Genomic DNA, 24,782 nt, shown 5'->3' with positions numbered 1-24,782 from the left:
ACTGTTTCGCTAGCTGTACGCGAGGCCCCGCTCGGCCGCTCCGATGAGCAGCAGAGCGAAGAACGCGACTACTAGCCACTGGCCGGTCTGCGTCGAGAGCGCGTCTGCGAACGCTCCGAGCAAGTCGGCTCCGAAGGCCTGGCCGAGCGCGAACAGCAACAGTACCAGGCCGATCATCGCGACGCCGAAGCGGACCGCCGTCGTCGCCATGTAGTCACGCAGGCGCTTGCCCTGGCGCTGCCGTCCCTGCCCCTGCTGGGTCTGGTTCGGCTGCTGGCTCTGGGAGGCCTGCTGGGTGTTCTGTTGCTGTCCGTTCTGCGGCTGACTGTCGTTGCCACGAGCCGGCTGTCCACCAGCATCGTGGGTGTCTCCGCGTTGGTCACGGGGCATTGTGATCTCCCCACCGGGAGTTCGTCCCCGGTTTCAGTAACTTCCCAACCTAGGTAGAAAGGGCCGATATCGACAGTTTCGAAACCGTGAGCGTCCGGTGTTCCGTTCCGTTCGGGCGACCCGGAGTGTCTCACGCGAATCCTCCGAATCTCACACCGTCGAGCACCTCCCACCGTCGAGTCCCTCAAACCGCTCGTCGCACACCCCGAATCGCCGCGCCGACGACCACCGCGATACCGTACGCGGCGAGCGCGAACGGGATCCAGTACACCCAGAGTTCGTACTGGGGTGCGATGGCGTTGCCGATGGCGCTCCCGATGGTCAAGATCAGGTAGCCGGGGAGGGCCAGCGGGGTCGGATAACCGTAGTTGAGCAGGACGACCGGTCCGACGAGCAGGACGAAGGTCGCGACGACGACTGGTCCGGCGAACAGTCCGCGGACGTCGAGGTCGCCGGTCATCTTCCACCACCTCCCGTGCGTCGCTCGACACCGTGCTGGGCGAGCAGGTGTTCCGCGGCCGCCGTGGTCCAGTCGACCCGCGTCGGGAGCGTCGTGAGGAAGATGGTCGTCTCGACGATGTAGGCCGGAGTATCGAGGTCCGCTCCGACTTTGTGGGCGAGGAGCGGGGCGGTTCCACCCATCCCGCCGCCTGCGGAGAAGTCGTGGAGGGGCATCGACCACGGGACGTGTTCCTCGTTGAGGTACGCCGTGGTCTTCTCGGCGTTCGCGACCGCGTCACCAGTGGCGGTCGGGAAGACCGCCTGCCCGACGTTCTCCCGGTGGACGCCGTAGATTCCGAGGGACCGGTGCAGGTCGAGCACGACGTCGGGGTCGGCGTCCGCGACGAGCTTCCAGATCGCTCGTGCCAGCCTCGTCTCGGGCTCGCTTCCGGGCGGGAACTGACGGTTGAGGTCGCCGCTGTCGTTCTCACGCGTGTTGGCCTCGATGGCAGGGACGTTCGCCCGGGGCAAGACGATTACCGTCCCCGACCGGAACGACCACGTCGCAACCGCCTCGGCGGCGTGGAAGCCACTCCGCTCGTCCCCGTGTAACCCGCCCACGACGACCGCGGTCGGCCCCGGCTCCCCGGTCTCGATGGTAACCACCTCCGTCTCGTACTTCGTCCCCGGGAGCAACGTCTCCCGGGAACGGTCGTTCGAACCGTCGTCCTGTCCGGAGTCCTGTCCCGCGGCCGACGCGGTTCGATCACGACTCGTGAGTAGACCGGTGCCGACGGCTGCTGTGGCGACACCGGCTACAGACCGTCGCAGAAACCGCCGTCTGTTCATCGACCGACCCTACGGGCCAGACGGCCATGATTATGTGCCGGGTAACGACCGGGACTGGGTAGTACGAGTGCGCCGTTGAGAGGGTCCGCAACTGTGGTGCAACCGCCGGGTGCTGTACTATCGCTTCTACGCCGGTGCCGGTTCGGTAGACCGTCGAGAGTACCCAGGACCGTCGAGAGTACCCAGTCGCCTCACTCGCTCGCCCGGGCGACGGCCTCGTCGGTCGCTTCGTCAGCCTCTCCAGAGATCCACTCCGCTGCCCACTCGTCGATCGCATCGAAGACGGGTGCCAGCGAACAGCCCTTCTCCGTAAGGGAGTAATAGGTCGCGACCGGTGCGTCCTCCTCGAGCCGGCGGTCGACGAATCCGGTCTCCTGCAGGTCGTCGAGGACGCGCGAGAGGGTCCGGGAACTCGCATCGGTCGAGCGCTTGAGCTCGTTGAACCGCTTCTCGCCCTCCTGCAGGTCGTGGAGGACGATGAGTCGCCACTGGGAGCCGATCTGTTCCAGGGAGTCGATGACGTGGCAGGCGGATTCGCTGTACTTCTCGTCGGGTTCGGCCATGACGAGTGTCTATACTGGCCAGTCTCTTAGCAGTTCGTATCCGAACCTGGTTCCGGTCCGCATCTGCCTCTCGGGCTCGAAGCTCGACCCACCTGACACGCACGTCCCCTGGTGACGTGCCCGTCCGCGAAGACGTATCCCCGTCGCGGCCGGAGTATCACCCAGAGACCCATGCAGACGAACGGACTCCACCACGTCACGGCCGTGGCCGACGACCCACAGGAGACCGTCGACTTCTACACCGAGGTCCTCGGACTCCGGCTCGTCAAGCGGACCGTGAACTTCGACGACACGTCGACGTACCACCTCTACTTCGGCGACGAGACGGGCACGCCGGGGACCGCGATGACGTTCTTCCCCTTCGAGAACGCCCGCAGGGGGCGACCGGGGAAGGGGCAGCCGACGGCGACCGCCTTCGCCATCCCGCCGGGGTCAGTCGACTACTGGGTCGACCGGCTCGACTCGTACGGGGTCGACGCGAACGTCACGGAGGACCGCTTCGGCGAGACCGTCCTCCCGCTTCGCGACGGCGACGGCCAGCCGCTCGAACTGGTCGCGACCGAGTCCGCCACAGAGACCGCGGTCGAACCGTGGAGCGGTGGACCAGTTCCGGCCGAACACGCCATCCGGGGCTTCCACAGCGTCACCCTCCACAGTCTCGACACGGACGTGACCGGTTCCGTCCTGGAGACGCTCGGCTACGAGCGAAGCGAGACCGGCCCCGACCGCGTCCGTTATCGCGTCGAGGGCAACCACGCGACCGTCGTCGACCTCCTGACCCGTGACGGCTCGCAGGGCGTCCCCGGCGCCGGCACCGTCCACCACGTCGCCTTCAGAGTGCCCGACGACGACGCCCAGGCCGAGCTCGCCGAACAGCTCCAGGCCGCCGGCCAGTCCGTCACGCCCCAGAAGGACCGCCACTACTTCCGCTCGGTCTACTTCCGCGAACCGGGCGGCATCCTCATGGAGCTGGCCACGGACGGTCCCGGATTCACCGCCGACGAACCCGTCGAGACCCTCGGCAGCGAGCTCCGCGTCCCGCCCTGGCTGGACGACGAGTACGAGCGCCTCGCAGCCGGTCTCACGCCGCTCACCGACCCGACCACGGGGGACCGGTGACCATGCCCCGGGACACCCGGCTCGCGACCGCCGGAACCTCCGCCGCGGACGCTACCGCTGGCGTCGTCATGCTCCACGGCCGCGGTGCAACCGCCCGGGGCATCCTCGGCCTCGCGGACGAGTTCGACGCCGACGGCGTCGCCTACGTCGCCCCCCAGGCACCCGGCGGCGCGTGGTACCCAAACTCGTTCATGGCGCCCCTGGAGGCGAACGAACCCGGCGTCTCCAACGGTCTCGCCGACGTCGCCGCAGCCGTCTCCCAGCTCACCGACGCCGGCATTCCCAGGGAACGAATCGCCTTCGTCGGCTTCTCGCACGGGGCCTGCCTCGCCTGCGAGTTCGTCGCCCGGAACGCACGGGAGTGGGGCGGCCTCGTCGCCTTCAGCGGTGGCCTCATCGGCCCGCCCGACATGGCGTTCGAGTACGACGGCTCGCTCGACGGGACCCCCGTGTTCCTCGGCTGTAGCGACGTCGACCCGCACATCCCGCTCGAGCGCGTCCAGGAGAGCACATCCGTGTTCGAGAAGCTGGGCGGCGACGTGACGGAGCGAATCTACGAGGGGATGGGGCACACGGTGAACGAAGACGAGTTGCGGGCGGCGAGGGAAATCGTGGCGGGGCTGGAGACGAGATAGTCTGCGGGGAGTCAGTTCTGCGACTTCGGAGGCTATGGATTCATCTGCTGAACTGTGGTTCGAGCCGTCCAACGGCGTCGGAAAAATGGTGTGGGATACGGTAGCGGGTATGGAACCCCCCGCCTACTCAGTGCGTTCGTCGCTACCTGCATAAGTATAGCACAGCGTTTGCTGAAACTGAGAAAGCCCTCTCGTTTCGGTCGGCGATGCCCCTGGATGCTCGCTCGTGGTGGAGATGGCGGCCAGCGTGCGACGACAGATTCGCCCAGTCTCTCACGACGATATAGCTACGGTGACGTTACCGCCGCTCACGAACTTGTTCGCGGAAGGAGTATGGGCGCTACAGGATTTGAACTCCACTCGCTCACTGCGTTCGCTCGCTAGTTCAAATCCTTCGAGTTTCGATACCTCCCGCTCACGAACTTGTTCGCGGAAGGAGTATGGGCGCTACAGGATTTGAACCCGTGGCAACTTGGTCCGAAGCCAAGCACTCTGTCCAGACTGAGCTAAGCGCCCGCTATCGAATTCTGGTAGGTGCGCGACTATAAACCCCGCGATTCGTCGTGCGGTTGGGAGTCTGACTCACTCCAGAGGAGAGCGTCCGAAACGGGCCGCGCTCAGTTGCTGGCGTGGAAGACGCCGCCGAGGACTGCGCCGAACAGCAGGTGGACGACGAGCTTCTGGACGGCGATGTTCGGGACGGGCGGCGCCATGTGGAAGCCGACTGCACCGAGCCAGATGGGCATGAGGATGGCGGCGCCGAGCAGCCAGATGACCGCGCCGTAGGCGGCACCGACGCCGACGGTCGACGCGAGGCTGCCGGTGGCACTCTCGAGTGGCCCCGACCGGACGAGCGCCGCGAAGCCGAGACCGAAGATGACGCTGTGGAAGAGGTGTATCGCGATTCCTGCCGGCAGGCCCGAGAGGCCGTACAGCGCTGGAATCGCCATCTCGATGGTCGGGGTGCTGTTCACGAAGAGGATGACCGTCATCACGCCACCGGCGACGAGCCCGGCGACGACGCCTGACTGCCAGTCGGTCGCCGTCGATTCCGCGTGGGTGGCCGTGGTCTGTGTCTCTGACGACATACACAACGTCCGATGGAGGGACGTACGATGGTGATTACGTGGCGATGCGCCGGAGATGCACACCTCCGAAAGAACGACCTTGGAAGGCTCTGTCAGAGTCTGCGCGACTCGGTCAGATAACCGGGCAGGGATAGTCACGAACCCGACAGCCGGAGGCGGGTTCGAAGAAGTCACAGACCGACGCGAGCGAGTGCTCGCGTCACTGGAAGTCGACGTCGATGACAGTCACGCGAACCACGATCTGCGTGGCCTCGCATCCGTATTCGCCGCCGCCGTTGTCGTCCCAGCCGCTCGACGCGAGGTGGCGGTTCCAGGCGTCGTCGAAGCTGGAGCCCGAGATGGTGACGTTCACGCTCGCGGCGGTCCCATTGAGGTTCCTGTTCGGGTAGAGGTAGACGAGCCGGGAGGCGTTCTCTCGGCTGACTATCTCGACGTTGGTGTCGCCACCTTTGGCTCCACTCTCGCCGTTCAGGACGACGACGGAGACGACGGCTCTATCGCTCGACGGCGAACAGCGGATCGACGGCTGGCTGACCAGCACGGAGTTGTCGCGGTCCTTCCGGAAGACACCGCCGTTCTCGTACGCGACGGTCGTCTCTTCGAGTGTGTACCGGAGCGAGCCCGTCGTCCTCGAGGTGCTCCATATCTCGCCTCCCGAGGCGTTCTCGACCGAGATGGTGATGTCCGAGTCCTCGACCACCTGGATGGTCCCGCCCGAGAGGGCGAGTGTCCCTGCGCGTCCGGGTTCGCCCCTGTCCTGGATGTCGTCGAACGTGGTCGACATCGCGTCGAACGCTCGAACCGCGTTGGTCTGCTGTTCGCCCTCCTGGAACTCGCTGAGCGCACCGAACCCGACGGTGTAGACCAGCCCGACCGACGAGATGACGATGCCGAAGACGATGGTGAACGCCAGGACGTCGCTGACCGAGCGGTCGTCGAGCGACCACGACCCGGTCATCGGTGAATCACCTCCCCAGGCGGTGGCCGATAGCGCGCCGACGTCCGCGAGTCCAGTGGTGCTGGCGTCGCCATTGCGACGCCCGCTGCGGGCGGAGCGACGGCGATTCTGAGGGTCGGCGGTTCGCTCGCCAGCGTGATGCTCGACCCATCGTAGACGACGTAGACCGTCCCACCAGAGACGGCGCTGGACTGGACGGGCGTCTCGTTCCGGAAGGGAACGATGACGGTCGTGTCGGTCGCAGCAGCCTCCAGGATGAGGCAGGCGGTGTCGTACGGACAGTCAGCGTCAGTAGAGGGCCGAAGACGGATGGTGTAGCCCGCTCCCGAGACCTCCGGAACGTGCTTGCTCCGGATGCTCATGGTCCCCGTCCCGCCGTCCGCGGCGTGGTCGACGTTCGATATGTCGACCGCGATACGGTTCCCGATGGTCCGCATCTCGTCACGAGCGGCGTCGCTCTTCTCCTCCTCGAGGAGGCCACCGGCGCCGATGAGCAGCCCCGCGATGAGGATGGTCGTGATGCCGATAGTGAGGACGTGCGTGACAGCTATCGAGACGGCACGGTCGTCAGAGAGTGGGATGTCGCGCGTCATCGTGAGCTGTTGTAGACCTCGGTCGTGTACGTCTCGCGGTACGAGAGCGATGTGCTGTCGTACTGGAACGTGACTGCGCTACGCCAGACGATGGGAGTGTAGTACGGGCCTGCCCCCGGACTCCCCGTGCTCGCGTTCTCTACCTTCGTGCCGTCCACGCTGTCGAGGTAGTCCCTGTGACTCAGCACGAGCGAGTAGTTCCCCTGCGCCTCGATTCCGTTCCGGAAGGCGATGACGTACCCCCGGTCGTCGAGCGGCTCGATTCCGTCGGTGAAGTCGAACGAACACGAGCTCCCCTCGACCGTGCCGGCGGTGAAGTTGACTTCGATGTCGGATCCGGTGGGAGCGACGTCGTCACAGGGCGTCGACGTCGCTGGTTCGTCGTCCCAGCCGAGGGGTGGTCCGCTCCCGACCGTCCCGCCGCTTGCGTTCCCGACCGAGACGTCGAGCGAGCCGCCATCGTTGTGAAGTCGAACGACCCGCCATTCGTAACTGCCTGACCCGTCGGTCCCGAGAACCGCGACGTGGTACGCGGTCGCCTGCGCGGGCGAGAGCGTGGTGACGTTGACGGTCGCAGAGAACCGGGCCACGTCGGCCGGTTCGCTCTCGTTGCTGACCTGCCAGTTCAACGAGGTGTCCTTCGCCGTGAACGGGCCGCCATCGTTCTGGAACACCCTCGCTCCGTACTGGCTCGAGTCGTTGTCGAACGAGAAGTTGACCATCGCCGTCCCCGCCTGGGCACGTGACTCTTGCCAGAGGATGCTCGCGTTGCTCGCGTTCCGGGAGAGTTCCGACTGGAGTTCGGCGACCGTCTGGTTCCCTTCGTTCGAGGAGAGGGCCATCCGCGCCACGCTATCTCCGACCTCGTCCTGTATCCACGCGGCTTCGGTCACTATCGAGCCACTGCCGCCACCGTCGACGTTCTCGGTGTACAGCACCGTGTTGAACACGACGACGATACCGAGGACGATGAACGCGATGGCGATCGCACCGACGAGTACGATCTGGGCTCGTGACCGCCGTTCACCCGACATCACCATACGACCACCCGTATCTCGACGACGTTGTAGACCGGGCTGTTCGGTGCGGCGTCCGGAATCGGATAGTCGTTGCTCGTGTTCTCGAGCGTCGGACAGTTCGACGGGTCAGACGGGCACTTGTTCGGGTCGATGACTCGCTGGTCGTCGTACAGCGTGATGGTGTACGTCGCGGTGACGGCCGACTCGGTCGGAACGCCCCGGTAGACCATCCGGAGCGAGTCCGTCTTGGTCGAGATGGTCTCGTTCCGGTACGAGACGATGACGTTGTACTCGCGTCCTTGTTCGGTGAACGTCTGGTTCAACATGGCTCCGAACTTCGTCCCGTCACCGTCGCACGATGTCACGTTCTTCGGCGGGTTCGGCCCGTACCCGATTCGTGGGTCGCCCGTCGAATTCGCGAAGGTCTCGTTCACGTGGTCCCAGGCCCGAACCTGGCACGAGAGCGACTCCTCTTCGGCCGCGATGAGCAACACGTCCGTCGCCTCCACCCGGAGCTGTTCCTGTACGTCTCGGCTCACCTTGCCCGAGGTCGTGGGCATGATGACGACCGACTGAAGGGCGAACAGTATCGCCGTCAAGACCAGCATCGCGCCGATGAACCCCTCAAGCGTGTAAGCCTGGCCACGTTCGTCTCCTCGCATCTTACCAGACCCTCACGATGACGAGACATTCGACGGTACACTGGCCGCCAGTCACGACCACGACTCGCGTCGTGGAGGCGGCAGGTGTCTGGTCCGCGTAGACGTCTCCCGCACTCAACAACTGTGTCCGGGTTCCATTCGACTGTACGTCCTGTAAGGTGACGTTGACGTTGGCGGAGCTCCGAAGCCCGAAGTGGTCGCGCAGTTCGCTCGCGGTATCGTTGTCGGCGAGGAACGCGTTGAGCTGTGCGTAATCAAGCCGACGTGGTTCGCCGTCGACGTGGTGTTCCTCGATGAGCGTCGCAGCGACACGGTCGGACTTCGCCGTGATGTCGTCGCCGAGCGGCGAACCGAACGGCGTCAGCAGGCTCGGGAAGAACCCGAAGGTGAACCCGACCGCGAGCAGGAAGATGCTGATGCCGACGGCGAAGTCCTGCGTGGTCTGTCCGCGTCCGTCAGAGAGTGTGTTTCCCACCGATTTCATGGTCATCAGGCGACTGCCGCCCACACGACGAGTGCGATGGTACACAGTACGAGCACGAACTTCAGTCCGCTCAGGATGTCGGCGTCGCGGATGTAGCCCGCGATCATCCCGGAGAGGATGGCCTGCATCGTCACCGCGTGGAAGAACAGCAATGACAGCAGGTTGGTGTTGACGTTGCCCCCGAAGCTGGGACCACCGGTCGCACCGCCGCCACCACCCGAGGAGCTGGTGTCGGTGAGTCCCGTCAGCACGTCGAGGAACTGCGTCTTCAGGATGGCCATGACCGCGAGCAGCGTCAGGTAGGTCATGATGATGATGACGACCTGCATTCGGGTGCGGGACTTGCGCTCGCGCTCGATGTCGTCCTGGTTCTCCGAGGCCTGCGCAGCCGTCGTCAACACGTCCGTGATCTGGCTCGACGCTTCCTGTGCCTTCGAGATGAGCTTGACCGTCCGCGAGAGTCTCGGGATGTGGTACTTGTTGTTGAATTCGACGAGGGCGTGCTTGAGACTCATCCCGTAGTTCACCTTCGCGTGCATCGTCTCGAACTCGCGAGCGAGCTTCCCGCTCGTCGTGTCGGAGACGGTGCGGAGCGATTCGAGCAGCGTCAGCCCGGTGTCGTTCGCGCTGGAGAGTTTCCGAAGGTTGTCGGAGAGACTCGAGATGACCGTCGTCCGCGAGCGGATGTTCCACTCGCGGAAGATGGCCAGCGGCAGCATGATGACGTAGACGGGCAGGTAGATGTAGACGAACGTCCCCCAGACCGGGTTGTCGACGAGTCCGTCCCAGGAGGTTGGAACCGCCCCCGAGACCATCGCGACCACGAGCAACACCAGGGTCGCGGGAACCGTGAGGGCGAGGGTGTACAGCGGGTTGTCCCGGAAGAAGACGTGCGGCCGTTTGAGCACCTCGATGGTCTCGTGGGTTCCCTCCCGGTCCTTTATGCGGTCGAAGACGCTGTAGGTCCCGGTGAAACGCTCGATGAGGCCGAGGTTGAGCAGACCGGACTTCTGCTGGAGCGCCAGCCGGTCGTCCGCGTCGTCTGGCATCAGGTAGCCGTCGCCCGGTTCGTCCTCCTTGACCGTCGAGACGAGCACGAGGAAGCCGGCGCCGGTCAGCGGGATGAGCCCGTAGACCGTCCCGTACAGCATCGTCACCTGCGCTTCACCGAGCATCCGCATGATGACGAGGATGATGATGAGCAACAGCGGGAAGAGCGAGAGCGTCATGTACATCTCACCGAACAGCTCGAGGGTCTCGAGCGTGAGCTCCTGTTGCTGCTTGGCCGTCCGCATGTGTTTTTCCTTCTTGTCGTAGAGGAAGCTCTCCATGTCACCACCGGAGTTGACGATGGAGAGCATGTCCGTCAGGAACTGCGAGAGTTCGTCGCTCGGCGTCTCGAGCGCCTGGTTCCGAATCGCCGTCCGGTAGTCGGTGTCGAAGTACTCTGTCTCCTGGACGATGGACTGGAACTCCTTCGCGACCTCGCCGTAGGTGTCCTCCGCACGTGCCATCGCCTCGAGGATCTCCAGCTGGTTCATCCCGCCGACCGAGAGCGCGTACATGAACGACACGGCGTCGGTCAGGAGCATGTTTATCTCGCGCTTCCGCGTGGACGCCCGCGAGTACGGGACCGCGACCAGCGCCCCGAACCCCATCGCGAATCCGATGGAACCGAGGAAGAGACCGGTCACGAGGATGAGCGCGGGTACCTTTATCGACTGGATGATGGCGAGCAGGGTCTCGTTCGGGATGGTCGCCCCGATGAGGTTCTGCGTCGGGACGATGCCCGTCGCGAACAGGGCGTAGCCAACGAGGATGCCCATGAGCCAGAGTACGCCCCCGCTGATGAGACCGATAGCGAGCGAGCGGGCGAGGTACATCTCGACCGTGTCAGCCATCCGGGCCTGTGCCAGTTTCGTCTCGACGTCGCTGACGAAGTCGGAGTCCTCCTCGAACAACCGGTCGTACACCGGGTAGAACAGGTCGCCGAGCGAATCGGAGGAGGTGTTGAACCCGCTGTTCGCATCACCCTTCGTCTGGAGGCTCATTCCGCATCACCGTCACCGCGGTCCGCCGTCTCCCCCGCGGCCGAGCCGAAGATACTCCCTTCGTCCGGCTCCTCCGACTCCGCACCGTCGCCACCGGAGCCGTCGAAGATCGAGCCCCCGTCGTCGGCGTCGTCATCGGGCCGTCCGAACATCCCACCGTCGTCTTCGGGGAGCTCCTCGTCCTCGCTGAACACGGAGGCACCGTCTTCGTCACCGAAGATGGAGTCGATGTCATCGTCGTCGGAGAAGAACGGTTCGTCGTCGTCGCCGAAGAAGGCCGACTCGTCCTCTTCGATGCCGTCCGTCGCAGTGGCGCCAGATGGTGAATCGGCTTCTGGAGTCGACTCGTCCGCGTCGATCGCAGAGGCGCTCTCGAATCCGTCGTCGGCCTCTTCGTCGCCATCGAGCGCCGACGTCTCGGTGTCGACGTCCGTCGACGGTTCCGGTACCGTGGACATGTCCTCCGCGAACGCTTCGAACGGGTCGGTCCCTGTTTCAGCGTCGAACATCGAGCCGGTCTCTGCTTCCTCGACGTCCCCGAAGATCGGCCCGGGGTCGCCAGCGTCTGCGGAGCCCTCGCCGAACGGCCGTTCGCCGGTTTCTCCGGCATCACCCTGACTCTCCTCACCGTCGTCGAACACGGGGACGTCCGAGACGTCTCCGTCGAGTTCGGGCGGCGCGTCTGCCTCTTCGATGTCGTCCAGCTCGACCGTATCGAGGCCGGACTCGTCGACCGGTACGGTCGGTTCTGCTGCGGAGCCCTCTGTCGACGGTTCCGTTTCCCAGTCACCGTCGGCGGCGTCGGACTCACTACCGGCATCGGCCGTGCTGCTCGCCGTGGCCGACGCCTCGAGAGCGGGTGCCTCCGTCGGCTCTGGCGACCCGCCCTGGTCGGCATCACCGGACTCACCAGTATCGTCCCCGAAGTCGAACCCGCCTTCGTCGCTGAGCCACGACGGGCCGTCCTCGACCGATTCGCTGGTGTCCGCACTGAAACTGAACCCGTCGCCCTCGTCGTCGAACGCGAAGGGGTCGTCGTCGGCGAGCCCGCCGCCGAAGTCGAAGTCCTCGTCCCCCGGTTCGGCCTCGATAGACGGTTCGTCCTCGTCCATCCCGGAGCCAGAGAGCGCGGAGTCGATGCCCAGTCCGGTCAGGGTCTTGCCGCGGTACTCCTCGAACAGCGATTCTTCGGCACGCTCGAGGATGTCCTGTGCGAGATTGTACGTCTCGTCGTCGGGGTCCGGTCGGGGAACGAGCGCTTCGTCCTCGGGATCGACGTTTATCTGGACCGACTCCATCTCCCGCAGGTCTTCGAGGCTCTTCTCCAGGTGTCCGTTCGCGATGAGCGTCAGGATGGTGTCTGGGTCGTTGATGTAGGCCTGGAACGTGGCCGCGACCTGCACGTACTCGTTCAGCCCGTGTTTGATGAGGTAAGCGATGATGACCCGACGCATGAACAGCTCGTTTTCGAGCTTCTCGCGCGACCAGCCACGGTCGAACTGGATCTCGTCGAGCGTGTTCGAGTCGCCCATCTTGAGGTACTCGTCGGTCTCGGCCTGCCACTGGTAGACGTCCTGAACGTTGATCTCGTCGTTCTCCGCGTCGTAGTGGTTTATCTCGGTCAGGTTCTTGTTCCGACGGACCTTGTTGCCCTGGACTCGCGTCTGGGTCTGGATGGAGACGAGGTCCAGGGCGGTGAACATCGTCTTCGAGACGTTGATGGGGTCGGTCGTGAACCGCTTGAGGACCTCGCCGACGGAGTCGGCGTGGAAGGTCGTGTAGGTGGTGTGACCCGTCGACATGACCTGGAACAGCGTCCGACCTTCTTCACCACGGATCTCACCCATGACGATGTAGTCCGGGCGCTGCCGCAGTGCGGCCTCCAGCAGGTCGAACTCGTCGACGTCACCCTGGGCGTCCTCGCTGAACGAGGGGCGGGTGACGCTCGCGATCCAGTTCCGCTGGGGCAGTTCGACCTCACGCGTGTCCTCGATGGAGACGATCTTCGTGTTCGAGGGGATGAACAGCGAGACCGCGTTCAGGCTGGTCGTCTTCCCGGACGCCGTACCCCCGGCGAAGATGAGCGACTTGTGGTTCTCGATACAGAGCCACAGGAACGCCATCTCGTCGAGCGAGAACGTGTTCCAGCAGATGAGGTCGATCGGCGTGAACGGGACCTCCTTGAACTGACGGATGGTGTAGTTGGTCCCGTGGTCGGACACCTCCCGACCGAGGGTGAGCTGGGCGCGTGAGCCGTCCGGGAGCGTCGCGTCGACCTGGGGCCTGCGCTTCGAGATGCCCTTTCCGGAACGCTGTGCGAGTTTGACGACGAAGTCGTCGAGCTCTCGTTGGCCGTGGTAGATGTTCGAGATGATCTGCTCGTAGCCGGAGTGGTAGACGAACACCGGCGAGTGGTAGCCGTCGACGGAGATGTCCTCCACGTTGATGTCGTGTTTGATGGGGTCGATACGCTCGTAGCCGATGAAGTTGCGTTTCAGGTAGTACAGCAGTTTCTCGACCTGGTATTCCGAGAGTCGGTCGGCGTCGTCGGCGATGACAGCCGGTTCCGGACGTGCCGAAATTCCGTCGAGTGCGATGTCCGCGATCGGCGCGTCGCCGTCGTCCGCCGGTTCCACCTCCGTCTCCTCGACATCACCGTCCTCTGCAGCATCGCTCTCGTCGCCGTTGGTGTCGAACAGCTCCCGAATCTGTTCGACGAATCCCTTCTTCTCGCCGCCGCCACGTTTCTTCGCCTTGAACAGGTCGTACCGTTTCAGGAGTCGTTTCGTCTCTCGGCCGATGACGGCACGCCGGGCTCCCTCGTCGCCTTCGACCGTGATCTCTTCGTCGGAGTACTTGATCGCGGTCCGGAGCTTGCCGGACATGAAGTCCTGCAGGTCCGTCTCTATCTCGTTCCGGTACGGCTCTACCGCGTAGTACTTCTTCTCGTTCTCCTTCTCGGAGTGGAAGATGATGACGAACGCGTACGGTTTGTTCACCCAGTAGCGCTCGACCTCCCGGAAGTGTAGCTTCTTGTCGAACGGGACCGCCTTCTCGAGGTCGTAGCGATTGACGAGCGTGGTGTTTCCCGCGTCGGTCGAGAAGAACGTGTCCTCGTCCTCGTGTGTGATGTTCACCGTCCGTTCGTCGACGACGCGGTCGAGTTCCTGTGCGATGTCGTCGGCCAGGCTCAGCTGGCTCTCTATCTCGTCGGCCTCGAAGCCGAGGTACTCGGACTCGTCGAACTCGACCTTCTCGCCGTCGGAGTCGTGCGGTATCTGTCCGCCATCGTCGTAGTGGTACTCCCACTTGAAGTGCTCCCACGTCCAGACGTCCTTGACCACCGGGGTCGCGTCCGGGTCGCAGTACGCGGCGAACTGCTCCCACACCCACTTGCCGTTGCTCGCGTGCTCCGTGATGCGGTCGGGGAGGTCGTCCGGGTGGTAGCCGAGGTACGTTTCCGGGTCGAACTCGACCCGGTCCCACGAGCTCCCGTGTGGGGTGGTTCTGACCTCACCCTCACTGTTCCCGAGCCCGAGTCGTTTCGAATCGTCGGTCGTTTGCCGCTCGACGTCAGCGTAGAGTGAGCTTACCTGGTCCCCGTACCCATATTCCGTCATGAAGTCCCGCCAGGTATACGCGCCCACTCTGGTGTCTGAGCCCGTCGTCGGCCCTCCGGACGGACTCTCTTCCGACGTCGGGTCCGACTCGTCAGCACCCTCGAACTGACTCGACTCGGATCCGTCGGCGTCGTTCACAGCCATTGACTACCCCTTTTCCTGTCCCACCAAAAAACCTTCCACCGGTTATCACATCCGATAATCTGAAATATATCAGTCAATTACTGGCATCAATGAGTCCTTGACGCCTAGCCTTCACTGGATTATCTGACGAGGGGCTGTCGTCAACGAACCGTTTTATTCTGTCCGGATTTCCAGATTTCAACGGCTCATTCGCTCTCGTTTATCCGGTGAACTGGGTGACTCTGGACAGGTTACCGCCGCTAAGATATCCGTTGGTGGTGGACGATGGTGTCTTCGAGGGGTGACGGCGCCGACTCGGTAACCGGAACGTTCGGCATGGAAACCAGCCCCAGAGTGCGGCCCCCTCTTTCGATGGGCTCGAATACCTCCGGTTCGTATCCGGTGGTCACTGCCGTTCGGAGACGAGTGAGGGCGAGGCGAGATTCGCATTCAGTCCTTAATGCCAATCGGACATGAATACGGGCGTGACGGGATTGACCGAATCCGAAGGATTCGCGATGTCCGTCACGCCCGCGAACGCAGTGAGCGGGCGTGACGGGATTCGAACCACGGTCGCAACTCTTCAAGTTGCTCCCTGATTCGAATCCCTGGGCTCGTTCTCACGGCTCGCTATTGCTCGCCGGAGAACGGGCGTGACGGGATTCGAACCCGCGATCAGAAGGTTAGGAACCTCCTGCCCTATCCGCTAGGCCACACGCCCCGTGGCAGAAAAATAACGCCCGTTTTACTTCTCGTTTGTCTCGGTCTCAGTCTCGGTTTCCGTCTCGGTCGTCGGCTCGCTCGCTGCGGGCTCCGTGTCGACGGAACTGGACTTGGTCTTCCCCTCCCGCATCTGCTGGAGTTCTTCCTCTACCTCTTCTCGCCCCTTCTGGAATTCGCCCATCGCCTCACCGGTCGAGCGTGCGATCTTCGGGATCTTGTTCGCGCCGAAGAGCAGCACGACGATGAGGAAGATGACGATAACTTCGGGTCCACCGAGGCCGCCCCCGATGAACAGTGGTGTGGTTTCGAGTGCCATCTCTACCTGTGGCTTACCCGCTGCCGATTATAACCTTTTTGCTCATCTGTATACGGTGTGGACAACTCAGCCGCTAACGGAGTATCCGGCAGACGAGTGGCCAGTCGGTCGGTTCGCGCTCAGTCGAGAACGCAACCGACTTGCCACCGCTACGTGTAGCAGGGGGTACAATGGTCGAAGTAGGAGACGACGCACCCGACTTCACGGTACCGCTCGCGAACAGCGATGTCGACTCGTTCACGCTCTCTGAGCGTCTCGACGAGGAGGCGCCCATCGTCCTGGCGTTCTTCCCCGGCGCGTTCACCGGCGTCTGTACGACCGAGATGTGTACGTTCCAGGACCAGCTCGTCGGCTTCGAGGACGTCGGCGCATCCGTCTACGGCATCTCCGTCGACTCGCCGTTCGCGCTCAACGAGTTCCGCGACAAGAACGACCTCTCGTTCGGCCTCCTGAGCGACTTCGAGAAGGAGGTCATCGACGACTACGACGTCCGCATGGACTTCGCGGACCTGGGCGTCTACGGTGTCGCCAAGCGCTCGGTCTTCGTCGTCGACGGCGACGGACAGGTCACCTGGTCGTGGGTTAGCGACGACCCCGGCGTCGAGCCGGACTACGAAGCGGTTCGCGAGGCGGCTGAGAACGCACGCGAGTGAACCACACGCGCGAAGCGCTTTTTTAGCAGGGCAGTGAGACTCGAGATATGAGCGACGCAAGCGACGACGTCGGTGTCGAGGGTCGGACGTACGCGCCCGACGACGAGCATTCGTTCCCGGACGAGAAGCTGAACAAGGTCCTCGAGTACATCGAGAACGACGTCGAGATACAGACGTATCTCGAAGCGCAGAACGTCAACGCCGTCGACCGGAAGGGGTACAACGACCACGGGCCGAAGCACATCTCTATCGTCCGTCACCGTGCGCTGTGTCTCTACGACCTGCTGAAGCGGGCCGGCGTCGACTTCAACGGCGCAAGCCAGCAGGGGCTCGAAGAGGAGGACGAATCGGTCATCGTCGCGCTCGCGGCCACCCTGCACGACATCGGCCACGTCGTCCACCGCGACGAGCACTCATACTACTCCATCCCGCTCGCCTCGGACGTCCTCGACCGCGTCCTGCCCGAGTTCTACGGCAAGTCGGAGGCGGTCCGGGTCAAAGGCGAGGTCCTTCACGCGATTCTCTGCCACCACACCGCCGAGTTGCCGCTGACCCGCGAGGCCGGCGTCGTCCGCGTCGCCGACGCGCTCGATATGGAGTCTGGACGGTCGCGCATCCCCTACGAGAAGGGCGGTCGAGGTATCAACACCCTGTCCAGCCAGGCGATAAAGAACGTCTCGCTCCGCGAAAGCGAAAACCATGCGGTCCTCGTCGAGATAGAGATGACGAGCGCGGCGGGCGTCTACCAGGTCGACAACCTGCTGAAAGCGAAGCTCCGGGACTCGATGCTCGAAGAGCACATCCGTATCGTCGCTATCAAGTCCGGAAACGAGACCGACGACCTCGTCGAACGGATCGAGCTCTAGCGGTCCTCACAGCTTTCCGCGGCGAACCGTTCCTGCTGTTCCGCTTCCTCCGGCGCCTATGCGAGACGAGGACGGCGAATGGCCCGACCCACCGACCAGCGTCGACACCGACGTCTACCGTGTCGGAATGAGAGTCGGCTGTTCTGCCGTCGTCGCGATCGTTCTACTCATCGTCTCCCGTGAGTATCTCGCCGAAGTTCTCCCGTTGCTCTGACCGCCACAGAATCCATTCTCCCCGTGGCTGACCTTCGTCGTGTTTCGGACGCTGGGGTTCGTCGTCGTTCCTCCGAACCTCGGGGCGTTCGTCGGCGACCTGCTGTACGACAGGTTCTACTGAGCGTCGCAGAGGTTGATGGTGCCTTTCGTGTCGCGTTCGACGAGTCCGCGGCGCTCGAGCGTCGAGAGGATGGACAGGAGCGAGAGCTTCGAGAGTCCCAGGTCCGACTGCAGTTGCTCGGCCGTCCCCTCCCCGACCGTCTCGAGGTAGAGTGTGACGAGTTTCGCGTTCGGTGAGTCGACGGCGGCGACCGCCGTGGGTCGATCCAGTTCGATGGAGTGTGTCGTGCTCATGGTATACTGAGGAATAGATTCGACGATAATAAAACTCGGGTTCGACGATAGTCGTAAATCTGGGCGTTTCTCACGCCAGGCAGCGGCGACTCGACACTACACCATCGCGAACGACGCACAGACCATACACACCTACCGAAACGGGCAGACGGCAAGAATTGTAATCGGTTCGACTCGTGACGAGCCGTCGCGTCGTGGGGCCGGATGTCGGTGGCGTCCATTACCCGGTTCGGAACGATACCGCGGACGGGCCGCTCCAATCGGGCGTCTTCCGCCCCGCACCACCTCACGACAATATACACGAACGTGCACATGGAAACGCATTAGTCGGGGGAGTATCGACATGGAGGTGAATGAGCCTCGCCGACTCTGACCGTGAACTCATCGAGGGTGAACTCGGGCGTGACCTCACACCCGCGGAGGCCACGTTGTTCGAGAACCTCTGGAGTGAGCACTGTGCGTACCGGTCCTCTCGACCCCTGCTGGCGGCGTTCGACAGCGAGGGAGAACAGGTCGTCATCGGACCGGGTGACGACGCCGCAGTCGTCCGGTTGCGGGATTCGACGTACGTCACGCTGGGCATCGAATCGCACAATCACCCTTCCTTCGTCGACCCGTTCGACGGGGCGGCGACCGGCGTCGGCGGCATCGTCCGCGACACGCTGTCGATGGGTGCCTACCCCATCGCGCTCACCGACTCGCTGTACTTCGGCGACTTCGACCGCGAGCACTCCCGCTACCTGTTCGAGGGCGTCGTCGAGGGTATCAGCCACTACGGGAACTGCATCGGTGTCCCGACGGTCGGCGGGAGCGTCGACTTCCATCCGGACTACGAGGGCAACCCACTCGTGAACGTGGCCTGTGTCGGCCTGCTCGACGAGGATCGTCTCGTCACGGCCGAGGCACAGGAACCGGGCAACAAGCTCGTCCTCGTCGGCAACGGCACCGGCCGCGACGGTCTCGGTGGAGCCTCTTTCGCCAGTGAGGACCTCGGCGAGGACGCAGAGACCGAGGACCGACCCGCCGTACAGGTCGGCGACCCGTACACGGAGAAACTCCTCATCGAGGCGAACGAGGTACTCGTCGAGGAGAAGCTCGTCGAATCCGCACGCGACCTCGGCGCGGCCGGCCTCGGCGGCGCCTCCTCGGAGCTCGTCGCCAAGGGCGGCCTCGGCGCACGCATCGACCTGGAGCGCGTCCACCAGCGCGAACCGAACATGAACGCACTGGAGATACTCCTCGCCGAGTCGCAGGAGCGGATGTGCTACGAGGTCGCCCCGGAGAACGTCGACCGCGTCGCCGAGATCGCCGAACGGTTCGACCTCGGCTGCTCCGTCATCGGCGAGGTGACCGACGGCGACTACGTCTGCACCTTCGGCGGCGAGGAGGTCGTCTCGGTCGACGCCGAGTTCCTGGGCGAGGGCGCCCCGATGAACGACCTCGCGCACGAGGAGCCCACGGTGCCCGAGACCGACATCCCCGCGGTCGACCTCGCCGACGCGTTCGAAGCCGTCGTCGGGAGCCCGACCACGGCCTCCAAGCGGTGGGTCTACCGCCAGTACGACCACGAGGTCGGCGTCCGGACCGCGACGGGCCCCGGCGACGATTCGGCCATCGTCGCCATCCGCGAGACCGAACAGGGTCTCGCCATCTCCGCTGGCTCCGACCCGCTCTGGACCGAGTGCGCCCCCTTCGACGGCGCCCGCGCCGTCGCCTTGGAGAACGCGACCAACATCGCCGCGAAGGGCGCGACCCCGCTCGCCGCGGTCGACTGTCTCAACGGCGGCAATCCCGAGAAGCCCGAGGTCTACGGCGGCTTCAAGGGAATCGTCGACGGACTCGCCGAGATGTGCGCCGACCTGTCGGTCCCGGTCGTCGGCGGCAACGTCTCGCTGTACAACGACTCGCCCGCTGGTCCCATCCCGCCGACGCCGACGCTCGCGATGGTCGGCGTCAAGGACGGCTACGACGCACCCCCGCTCGCCGCGGAATCCGAGGGTGAACTCCTCCTCGTCGGCGACCGCGCACTCGCCGGCGAGACCGAGACGCGCCTCGGCGGCTCGGAACTGCTCGCCCGCGTCGGCGGCAGCGACCGGTTCCCGGAACTCCCCGAGAACGCGGCCGAGTTCGTTGCGACCCTCGCCGAGGTGGCCGACTCGGACCACGTGCTCGCCAGCCACGACGTGAGCCACGGTGGCCTCGCGGTCGCACTCGCCGAGATGGTCTCCGAGGACGCCGGGCTGTCCGTCACCCTCGACGCCGCGGACCCAGTCGGCGCCCTGTTCCACGAACAGCCGGGACGCGTCCTGCTCCAGACGACCGACCCGGACGCGGTTCGCCAGGCCTTCGACGGCGTCGCAGCCGTGGAGACAATCGGCGACGGGACCGAGACGGGCAATCTGGAACTGTCGGTCGGCGACGGCGGCCTGACCTACGACGCGGCCGCCATCGCCGAGCTTCGGTCGGTCATCGAGCGCGAGCTGGACTGAGGCGGTCGAGCGGCGGTTCTTCGCGACAGGTCCGCCAGCTGATTTCTGACAGTGAAAGGGAAAGTTCATCACCGAACCGAGACTGGCAGCCGTATGGCCCTCCCGTCACGTCGACACGTACTGCAGAGTCTGGTCGGGGCATCGGTCCTCACGAGTGGCTGTCTCGGAACAGACGGCGGCCCGGAGACAGAGACTGCGACCGCGACCGAGCGAAGCTACTCGCGAGAGACAACGTCCCCGGAAACACAGCGGGTACGGAATGCCTCGGAGAAGCCAGCCGTCACGTCGTCCGACGTGTCGCCACTCCGTGGATGGACCTCGGAACACTGGGCTGTCGCCTCCACGGACGGCACCGACGCGCTCCAGTTCGCCGAGGAGACGACTGGAACGGCCGACGCGATTGCGTTCGTCGAGGAGACGGACCTGTCGACGTACACGGTCGTCGTCGACCAGTATACAGTCGGCGGCTATTCGACGCGGGAGATAGACCGGCTTCGCTGGCAGGAGTCCGATAAGGGACCGGACGGAGGGTACTCGTTCCGGGTCGATTACGAGGTGGTTGCACGGGAGGGAGACTGCCAGCGAGAAGACGAGACACACGTCGAGGCGACGTTCGTGCGGATCCCCGCTCCAGTCGAACACATCGTGGGATTCGCGTCGTCCTGGTGATCGCTGTCGTCTGCAGGCGGCCCGCGCTGTGACCTACTGTGCGTCAGTTCGCGCAGTGACCTACTGTGCGTCAGTTCGCGCAGTGACCTACTGTGCGTCAGTCGACGACGTAACCGCGTCTCGAACCCCGAACGCCCGTCATATTCTTATACACCGTCCGGCAACCACACAGGCATGTACACAGAGGGAGGGCAGGGAGATGGCTGACCCCACGGTCCTCATCGTCGAGGACGAACCCGACCTGGCCAACCTCTACGCGGCGTGGTTGCGCGATGCGACCGACGTCGAGACGGCATACAGCGGTTCGGAGGCACTCGACGCGATCTCCAAGACCGTCGACATCGTCCTGCTCGACCGGCGGATGCCGGGCCTCTCCGGCGACGAGGTCCTCTCGACCATCCGCGACCGCGACCTCGATACACGTGTCGCGATGGTCACCGCGGTCGAACCCGACTTCGACATCGTCGGGATGGGCTTCGACGACTACCTCGTCAAGCCGGTCTCGAAGTCAGACCTGCTCTCGACCATCGACCAGCTGCTCCTCCGCTCGACCTACGACACACAGATACAGCAGTTCTTCTCACTCGCCTCGAAGAAGGCCGTGCTCGACTCACAGAAGACGGAGGCGGAGCTGCACGCCTCCCAGGAGTACGCCAGGCTGCAGGACCGGCTCAACGTCATGCGCGCCCAGCTCGACGAGACCATCACCGAGCTCTCCGACCACGACGCCTACCGTCGGGTCTGTCGGGACCTGTCCCGGACCGAGTGAGCAGTCGCCCACGTCCGTCTGGCGGACGGTTCCGTTCTCACGAGCGCGTCACTTCGAACGTCACCATCCCCGTAATCGAGAACTGCGTCCCGCCAGCCTGTCCCGTCGAGACTTCGACGTCCCAGCCGTGGGCCTCGGCGATCTCACGGGCGACCGCCAGCCCGAGGCCGACCTCGTCGCGGGCACCGCCCGCCGCCGGTTCGAAGACGCGGTCGAACTCCGTCTCGGGTATCCGCTCGGCGTCGTCGAGGATGTAGAAGCCGGTCGGTCGCCCCGTCTCGTCGTCCTCCAGTGGGCCGATCCTGACCGTCGCACCGGCGCCGTCGGCCCGCCCGCAGATGTCGTTGAAGACGGTCTCGAGCAGATGAACGAAGCGGTCGCGGTGAGCGCGGAGCCGACCCTCGAACTCGAGGTAGACGGTCATGTCCTCGGCGAGGGAGGCGTCGAGGGCGTCCGACAGGGCCTGCTCGAAGTCGACCGAGGAGCGCGAACCCATCGAGGTCTGGTCCCGGGTGAACTCGAGGATGTCGTCGACGAGTGCCTCGGCTCGGGTGAGCGTCTCCATGGCCTCTGCGGCCTCGCCGTCACCGTCGGCGAACTCGGTCGCTGCGGAGTCGAGGTACGACTGGAGGTCCTCCGAGAGGATGTCGGCGACCGAGCGGAGCCGCTCCGACTGGCGGGTGAGGCTCTGGGTCCGGTTCTGGAGGAGCCGTTCCCGGTCCGCCCGGTCGAGCGCTGCCTCGGTGTTCGACGCGAGCAACGAGACGAGTTCGAGGTCGGTCTCGCCGAAGGCGTCGGGCTGTTTCGACCCCGTCATCAGCGCCCCGTGAGTGCCGATGGGGACGATTATCTCGCTCTGCAGGGGGCTATCGGGGTCGTAGACGTCCTCGGTCGAGAGGTCGTCGAAGTAGACCATCTCACCGTCGCGGTAGACGTCCCAGACGAGTCCCTCGCCCTCGTAGAACTGGGGGAGGCCGCCGAGTTCCATGTGGGCGTCCATCGTCGCGGCCATCGGGTCGAGCACGCCCATCTCGTCGTTGAGGAGCCAGATGCCGCTGAGCGGCAGGTCGAGTAGTTCGCCCGCAGCGTGGACTGCCACGGAACAGATCTCGGCGGCGTCCTCGGCCTCGAACAGCCACCGGGTGACCTCGTGGAGCGAGCCCACCGTCTGCTGGTATTCGCGTTGCTCGGTGACGTCGCGAATGACGCCGGCGACGTTCGCCTGTCCGTCGCCGAGGGCCACCATGCGCATCTCGCCGACTCGCTCTTCACCTGCGGCGTTGCTGAACGTCAGCTCGAACCGCTCGTGGCGGGTGTGCCCCGCCTGTATCTTTCCGATGGCCTCTCCCATCGCCATCGCCCCTTCGACGTCGATGGAAGCGAGTTCCGGCAGGCGGTGGATCGGTTCACCGACGAGGTCGGACCGGGACGCACCGAGTGCGGTCTCGACCGCCCCGTTCACGCTGGCGATTCGGTTGTCGTCGTCGACGGTGAGGACGCCGTCGTGGACCGCCTCGACGACGCGGGCGTGCTGGGCGAGCTCCTTCTCGCTGTCCTTTCGCGCCGTGATGTCCCGCAGGTAGACCGACAGACCCGAGTTCGAGGGATAGGCCCGAGCTTCGAACCAGGTGTCCATCGGATGGTGGTAGACGTCGAAGGAGACGGGTTCCTGCGTCTCCATGGCTTCGTGGAACCCCTCTGGGAACTGGGTCTCGACCGTCTCCGGGAACTCGTCCCACATCACCCGGCCGATGAGTTCGCGCCGTGACCGCTTGAGCATCGACTCTGCTCGGTCGTTGATGTACGTGAATCGCCAGCCGGAGTCGAGCGCGAAGAACGCGTCGTCGACACGGTCGAGGATTGGAAGCGACCGGTCCGCGGTTCGTGTTCTGCGTGTCACGCGCCGGCCACCTCGCACGTCGACCGTCTGGCGTCGGAGAACGGCAGGTATCGCGAGGATGACGGATGCATGACTAGTAGACTGTCAGCGAGTACGTGGTTCCCCTACTTACCTTTCGTGGCCGCGAACGGAGCGTCGAAAAGCGGCCAGGAGCGGTCTGCGTCCAGTACACGGGAGAATCGAGATGTCCGGAACGGTATATGAGCGTCGACTCAGAGCGAGACGGTCCGTCCGACGTCCGCCCCCGCGGCCCGTCCGACAACCCAGTCTGCCGTCGCAGCATCGAGTACCGCGGACCCGACGCTCTCGACGAGGACGACCTCGTCGTCTCCGACGGGCGGACCGTCGAAGGCGTCCGCGAGCGGCCGAAGGTCCGCTTCCGGGACCCGTCCCGCGAGATCGCCGGTCTCGACGGCTTCGTCTGGCACATCTGCATAGAGACGGTCCGCGCGCGCGACGGTCCCGGCGTCCAGCTCGCACATCTCGGCCGTGTACGCCCCGATGGCGACGACGAGGGTCCCGTCGGCGAGGTCGGCCGAGTCGAACACTGGACTCGTGCTCGTCGTCGTGGTGACCACGACGGTCGCGCCGTCCAGGGCGTCGGCAGGCGACTCCGCGGCGCGAACGTCGCACTCGAGGTCGGCGAGGTCGTCGACGAAGTCGAACTTCGAGTCGCTCGGAGAGTAGACCGCCACGCTGGCGAGGTCAGTCGCGGCGGCGATGGCGCGGGTCTGCCAGCGAGCCTGTGTCCCGGCACCGAAGACGGCGAGGTCGACCGGACCCTTGGTGAGGTGGCGGACGGCGTTCCCGCCGATACAGCCCGTTCGGGCGTTCGTAATGCGCGTCCCGGCGAGGTATGCGACCGGCTGCCCGGTGGCCGCGTCGGTGAGCGCTATCTGGGCGTTGACTGTCGGGAGACCCCGCGCTTCGTTCCCCTCGTGGACGCTCGCCAGTTTGGTCGCGTAGGTGTCGGCGCCGTGGATGTAGGCCGGCATCGTCAGGCCGGTTCCGAGGGGGTCGTCGGGAGACGACTCGTCGAGTCCGACACCGACGGGAAAGTGCGGCCGTGGCGGCCGTTCGACAGCACCGTCACGCTGTCGTCGGAACGCGGTCTCCACCACGTCGAGGAGCCCCGACAGGTCGAGGAGCTGTGCGACGTCGTCGTCGTCGAGGATGCGGACCATGCCTTCACCATGCGAGCACGTCGTGTTAGAGCTTCCGTCGCCAAGAGT

General features: G+C 64.8%; 24 protein-coding genes and 2 tRNA genes. 8 read left to right on the top strand and 18 right to left on the bottom strand.

Features of this window, described 5'->3' with window-relative positions; all coding sequences use genetic code 11:
- Positions 1-9: 9 nt before the first annotated feature.
- The 4 genes from ACSC1Y_RS14850 to ACSC1Y_RS14835 all read right to left on the bottom strand — a co-directional run bounded on the left by ACSC1Y_RS14850 (position 10) and on the right by ACSC1Y_RS14835 (position 2,243).
- Positions 10-390 (bottom strand): hypothetical protein, encoded by a 381-nt coding sequence (locus tag ACSC1Y_RS14850; protein ID WP_435335701.1) that lies wholly within the window; start codon positions 388-390, stop codon positions 10-12.
- 184 nt (positions 391-574) lie between these two features.
- Positions 575-850, bottom strand: a complete 276-nt coding sequence (locus tag ACSC1Y_RS14845; RefSeq protein ID WP_435335700.1) for a hypothetical protein — start codon at positions 848-850, stop codon at positions 575-577.
- The gene (locus ACSC1Y_RS14840; protein ID WP_435335699.1) at positions 847-1,680 is read right to left on the bottom strand and encodes a M99 family carboxypeptidase catalytic domain-containing protein; all 834 of its coding nucleotides are present in this window, start codon (positions 1,678-1,680) and stop codon (positions 847-849) included. Before ACSC1Y_RS14840 ends, ACSC1Y_RS14845 begins: the two co-directional genes overlap by 4 nt.
- Positions 1,681-1,871: 191 nt before the next feature.
- Complete coding sequence (locus tag ACSC1Y_RS14835) at positions 1,872-2,243, bottom strand: winged helix-turn-helix transcriptional regulator (protein WP_435335698.1); 372 nt, start codon at positions 2,241-2,243, stop codon at positions 1,872-1,874.
- Between the two features lie 171 nt (positions 2,244-2,414).
- Here ACSC1Y_RS14835 and ACSC1Y_RS14830 point away from each other — a divergent pair, with 171 nt between their 5' ends.
- Both ACSC1Y_RS14830 and ACSC1Y_RS14825 read left to right on the top strand, forming a co-directional pair.
- Positions 2,415-3,362 carry a ring-cleaving dioxygenase gene (locus tag ACSC1Y_RS14830; protein WP_435335697.1) on the top strand — a complete coding sequence of 316 codons (948 nt, stop codon included), beginning with the start codon at positions 2,415-2,417 and terminating at the stop codon, positions 3,360-3,362.
- A gap of 2 nt (positions 3,363-3,364) precedes the next feature.
- Positions 3,365-3,997: an alpha/beta hydrolase gene (locus tag ACSC1Y_RS14825; RefSeq protein WP_435335696.1), complete on the top strand. Its 633-nt coding sequence runs from the start codon at positions 3,365-3,367 to the stop codon at positions 3,995-3,997.
- A 441-nt stretch (positions 3,998-4,438) separates the two neighbouring features.
- On the opposite strand, the gene ACSC1Y_RS14820 is transcribed toward ACSC1Y_RS14825, so the two are convergent.
- From ACSC1Y_RS14820 to ACSC1Y_RS14770, 11 genes are all read right to left on the bottom strand, one after another.
- A tRNA-Arg gene (locus tag ACSC1Y_RS14820) sits at positions 4,439-4,513 on the bottom strand.
- Between the two features lie 101 nt (positions 4,514-4,614).
- On the bottom strand, positions 4,615-5,085 hold the full coding sequence (locus tag ACSC1Y_RS14815; protein ID WP_435335695.1) for a histidine kinase: 471 nt from the start codon (positions 5,083-5,085) through the stop codon (positions 4,615-4,617).
- A gap of 199 nt (positions 5,086-5,284) precedes the next feature.
- Entirely contained in the window at positions 5,285-6,043 is a 759-nt protein-coding gene (locus ACSC1Y_RS14810; protein WP_435335694.1) for a DUF7289 family protein, read from the bottom strand.
- A complete protein-coding gene (locus tag ACSC1Y_RS14805) occupies positions 6,040-6,636 on the bottom strand; it encodes a DUF7266 family protein (protein WP_435335693.1) in 597 nt (198 codons plus the stop codon). Before ACSC1Y_RS14805 ends, ACSC1Y_RS14810 begins: the two co-directional genes overlap by 4 nt.
- Positions 6,633-7,670, bottom strand: a complete 1,038-nt coding sequence (locus ACSC1Y_RS14800; RefSeq protein WP_435335692.1) for a hypothetical protein — start codon at positions 7,668-7,670, stop codon at positions 6,633-6,635. The genes ACSC1Y_RS14805 and ACSC1Y_RS14800 overlap by 4 nt, the downstream gene beginning before the upstream one ends.
- On the bottom strand, positions 7,670-8,317 hold the full coding sequence (locus tag ACSC1Y_RS14795; protein WP_435335691.1) for a DUF7288 family protein: 648 nt from the start codon (positions 8,315-8,317) through the stop codon (positions 7,670-7,672). The genes ACSC1Y_RS14800 and ACSC1Y_RS14795 overlap by 1 nt, the downstream gene beginning before the upstream one ends.
- A 1-nt stretch (position 8,318) precedes the next feature.
- Positions 8,319-8,807 (bottom strand): DUF7287 family protein, encoded by a 489-nt coding sequence (locus ACSC1Y_RS14790; RefSeq protein ID WP_435335690.1) that lies wholly within the window; start codon positions 8,805-8,807, stop codon positions 8,319-8,321.
- Positions 8,807-10,852: a type II secretion system F family protein gene (locus ACSC1Y_RS14785; RefSeq protein ID WP_435335689.1), complete on the bottom strand. Its 2,046-nt coding sequence runs from the start codon at positions 10,850-10,852 to the stop codon at positions 8,807-8,809. Before ACSC1Y_RS14785 ends, ACSC1Y_RS14790 begins: the two co-directional genes overlap by 1 nt.
- Positions 10,849-14,616: a type II/IV secretion system ATPase subunit gene (locus ACSC1Y_RS14780; protein WP_435335688.1), complete on the bottom strand. Its 3,768-nt coding sequence runs from the start codon at positions 14,614-14,616 to the stop codon at positions 10,849-10,851. The genes ACSC1Y_RS14785 and ACSC1Y_RS14780 overlap by 4 nt, the downstream gene beginning before the upstream one ends.
- Before the next feature lie 627 nt (positions 14,617-15,243).
- A tRNA-Arg gene (locus ACSC1Y_RS14775) sits at positions 15,244-15,316 on the bottom strand.
- 24 nt (positions 15,317-15,340) lie between these two features.
- Entirely contained in the window at positions 15,341-15,634 is a 294-nt protein-coding gene (locus tag ACSC1Y_RS14770; protein WP_435335687.1) for a Sec-independent protein translocase subunit TatA/TatB, read from the bottom strand.
- A 170-nt stretch (positions 15,635-15,804) separates the two neighbouring features.
- On the opposite strand from ACSC1Y_RS14770, the gene ACSC1Y_RS14765 reads away from it, so the two are divergent.
- The 3 genes from ACSC1Y_RS14765 to ACSC1Y_RS14755 are packed head-to-tail and all read left to right on the top strand — an operon-like array spanning position 15,805 to position 17,367.
- On the top strand, positions 15,805-16,287 hold the full coding sequence (locus ACSC1Y_RS14765; RefSeq protein WP_435335686.1) for a redoxin domain-containing protein: 483 nt from the start codon (positions 15,805-15,807) through the stop codon (positions 16,285-16,287).
- A gap of 47 nt (positions 16,288-16,334) precedes the next feature.
- The gene (locus tag ACSC1Y_RS14760) at positions 16,335-17,153 is read left to right on the top strand and encodes an HD domain-containing protein (protein WP_435335685.1); all 819 of its coding nucleotides are present in this window, start codon (positions 16,335-16,337) and stop codon (positions 17,151-17,153) included.
- A gap of 58 nt (positions 17,154-17,211) precedes the next feature.
- The gene (locus ACSC1Y_RS14755; protein WP_435335684.1) at positions 17,212-17,367 is read left to right on the top strand and encodes a hypothetical protein; all 156 of its coding nucleotides are present in this window, start codon (positions 17,212-17,214) and stop codon (positions 17,365-17,367) included.
- 116 nt (positions 17,368-17,483) lie between these two features.
- Here the strand turns inward: ACSC1Y_RS14755 and ACSC1Y_RS14750 are convergent, their stop codons facing one another.
- Positions 17,484-17,723, bottom strand: a complete 240-nt coding sequence (locus ACSC1Y_RS14750; protein WP_435335683.1) for a TrmB family transcriptional regulator — start codon at positions 17,721-17,723, stop codon at positions 17,484-17,486.
- A gap of 353 nt (positions 17,724-18,076) precedes the next feature.
- Here ACSC1Y_RS14750 and purL point away from each other — a divergent pair, with 353 nt between their 5' ends.
- From purL to ACSC1Y_RS14735, 3 genes are all read left to right on the top strand, one after another.
- Positions 18,077-20,212: a phosphoribosylformylglycinamidine synthase subunit PurL gene (purL, locus tag ACSC1Y_RS14745; protein ID WP_435335682.1), complete on the top strand. Its 2,136-nt coding sequence runs from the start codon at positions 18,077-18,079 to the stop codon at positions 20,210-20,212.
- A 93-nt stretch (positions 20,213-20,305) separates the two neighbouring features.
- Entirely contained in the window at positions 20,306-20,881 is a 576-nt protein-coding gene (locus tag ACSC1Y_RS14740; RefSeq protein ID WP_435335681.1) for a hypothetical protein, read from the top strand.
- 199 nt (positions 20,882-21,080) lie between these two features.
- On the top strand, positions 21,081-21,650 hold the full coding sequence (locus ACSC1Y_RS14735; RefSeq protein WP_435335680.1) for a HalX domain-containing protein: 570 nt from the start codon (positions 21,081-21,083) through the stop codon (positions 21,648-21,650).
- Positions 21,651-21,687: 37 nt separating this feature from the next.
- Here ACSC1Y_RS14735 and ACSC1Y_RS14730 read toward each other — a convergent pair whose 3' ends face one another.
- Both ACSC1Y_RS14730 and ACSC1Y_RS14725 read right to left on the bottom strand, forming a co-directional pair.
- The gene (locus tag ACSC1Y_RS14730; RefSeq protein WP_435335679.1) at positions 21,688-23,550 is read right to left on the bottom strand and encodes a PAS domain-containing sensor histidine kinase; all 1,863 of its coding nucleotides are present in this window, start codon (positions 23,548-23,550) and stop codon (positions 21,688-21,690) included.
- 212 nt (positions 23,551-23,762) lie between these two features.
- A complete protein-coding gene (locus ACSC1Y_RS14725; RefSeq protein ID WP_435335678.1) occupies positions 23,763-24,734 on the bottom strand; it encodes an ornithine cyclodeaminase family protein in 972 nt (323 codons plus the stop codon).
- Between the last annotated feature and the right edge of the window lie 48 nt (positions 24,735-24,782).

It is taken from the genome of Haloarchaeobius lipolyticus (assembly GCF_051208015.1).
Lineage (GTDB): Archaea > Halobacteriota > Halobacteria > Halobacteriales > Natrialbaceae > Haloarchaeobius.
Note: the sequence above shows the minus strand (reverse complement) of the source record. Positions and strands in the feature narration are given on the sequence as shown.

Excerpts from the sequence above, each read along its gene's own strand:
- ACSC1Y_RS14850 (WP_435335701.1), bottom strand. The coding sequence starts at position 390 with ATGCCCCGTGACCAACGCGGAGACACCCACGATGCTGGTGGACAGCCG.
- ACSC1Y_RS14845 (WP_435335700.1), bottom strand. The coding sequence starts at position 850 with ATGACCGGCGACCTCGACGTCCGCGGACTGTTCGCCGGACCAGTCGTC.
- ACSC1Y_RS14840 (WP_435335699.1), bottom strand. The coding sequence starts at position 1,680 with ATGAACAGACGGCGGTTTCTGCGACGGTCTGTAGCCGGTGTCGCCACA.
- ACSC1Y_RS14835 (WP_435335698.1), bottom strand. The coding sequence starts at position 2,243 with ATGGCCGAACCCGACGAGAAGTACAGCGAATCCGCCTGCCACGTCATC.
- ACSC1Y_RS14830 (WP_435335697.1), top strand. The coding sequence starts at position 2,415 with ATGCAGACGAACGGACTCCACCACGTCACGGCCGTGGCCGACGACCCA.
- ACSC1Y_RS14825 (WP_435335696.1), top strand. The coding sequence starts at position 3,365 with ATGCCCCGGGACACCCGGCTCGCGACCGCCGGAACCTCCGCCGCGGAC.
- ACSC1Y_RS14815 (WP_435335695.1), bottom strand. The coding sequence starts at position 5,085 with ATGTCGTCAGAGACACAGACCACGGCCACCCACGCGGAATCGACGGCG.
- ACSC1Y_RS14810 (WP_435335694.1), bottom strand. The coding sequence starts at position 6,043 with ATGACCGGGTCGTGGTCGCTCGACGACCGCTCGGTCAGCGACGTCCTG.
- ACSC1Y_RS14805 (WP_435335693.1), bottom strand. The coding sequence starts at position 6,636 with ATGACGCGCGACATCCCACTCTCTGACGACCGTGCCGTCTCGATAGCT.
- ACSC1Y_RS14800 (WP_435335692.1), bottom strand. The coding sequence starts at position 7,670 with ATGTCGGGTGAACGGCGGTCACGAGCCCAGATCGTACTCGTCGGTGCG.
- ACSC1Y_RS14795 (WP_435335691.1), bottom strand. The coding sequence starts at position 8,317 with ATGCGAGGAGACGAACGTGGCCAGGCTTACACGCTTGAGGGGTTCATC.
- ACSC1Y_RS14790 (WP_435335690.1), bottom strand. The coding sequence starts at position 8,807 with ATGACCATGAAATCGGTGGGAAACACACTCTCTGACGGACGCGGACAG.
- ACSC1Y_RS14785 (WP_435335689.1), bottom strand. The coding sequence starts at position 10,852 with ATGAGCCTCCAGACGAAGGGTGATGCGAACAGCGGGTTCAACACCTCC.
- ACSC1Y_RS14780 (WP_435335688.1), bottom strand. The coding sequence starts at position 14,616 with ATGGCTGTGAACGACGCCGACGGATCCGAGTCGAGTCAGTTCGAGGGT.
- ACSC1Y_RS14770 (WP_435335687.1), bottom strand. The coding sequence starts at position 15,634 with ATGGCACTCGAAACCACACCACTGTTCATCGGGGGCGGCCTCGGTGGA.
- ACSC1Y_RS14765 (WP_435335686.1), top strand. The coding sequence starts at position 15,805 with ATGGTCGAAGTAGGAGACGACGCACCCGACTTCACGGTACCGCTCGCG.
- ACSC1Y_RS14760 (WP_435335685.1), top strand. The coding sequence starts at position 16,335 with ATGAGCGACGCAAGCGACGACGTCGGTGTCGAGGGTCGGACGTACGCG.
- ACSC1Y_RS14755 (WP_435335684.1), top strand. The coding sequence starts at position 17,212 with ATGCGAGACGAGGACGGCGAATGGCCCGACCCACCGACCAGCGTCGAC.
- ACSC1Y_RS14750 (WP_435335683.1), bottom strand. The coding sequence starts at position 17,723 with ATGAGCACGACACACTCCATCGAACTGGATCGACCCACGGCGGTCGCC.
- purL (WP_435335682.1), top strand. The coding sequence starts at position 18,077 with ATGAGCCTCGCCGACTCTGACCGTGAACTCATCGAGGGTGAACTCGGG.
- ACSC1Y_RS14740 (WP_435335681.1), top strand. The coding sequence starts at position 20,306 with ATGGCCCTCCCGTCACGTCGACACGTACTGCAGAGTCTGGTCGGGGCA.
- ACSC1Y_RS14735 (WP_435335680.1), top strand. The coding sequence starts at position 21,081 with ATGGCTGACCCCACGGTCCTCATCGTCGAGGACGAACCCGACCTGGCC.
- ACSC1Y_RS14725 (WP_435335678.1), bottom strand. The coding sequence starts at position 24,734 with ATGGTCCGCATCCTCGACGACGACGACGTCGCACAGCTCCTCGACCTG.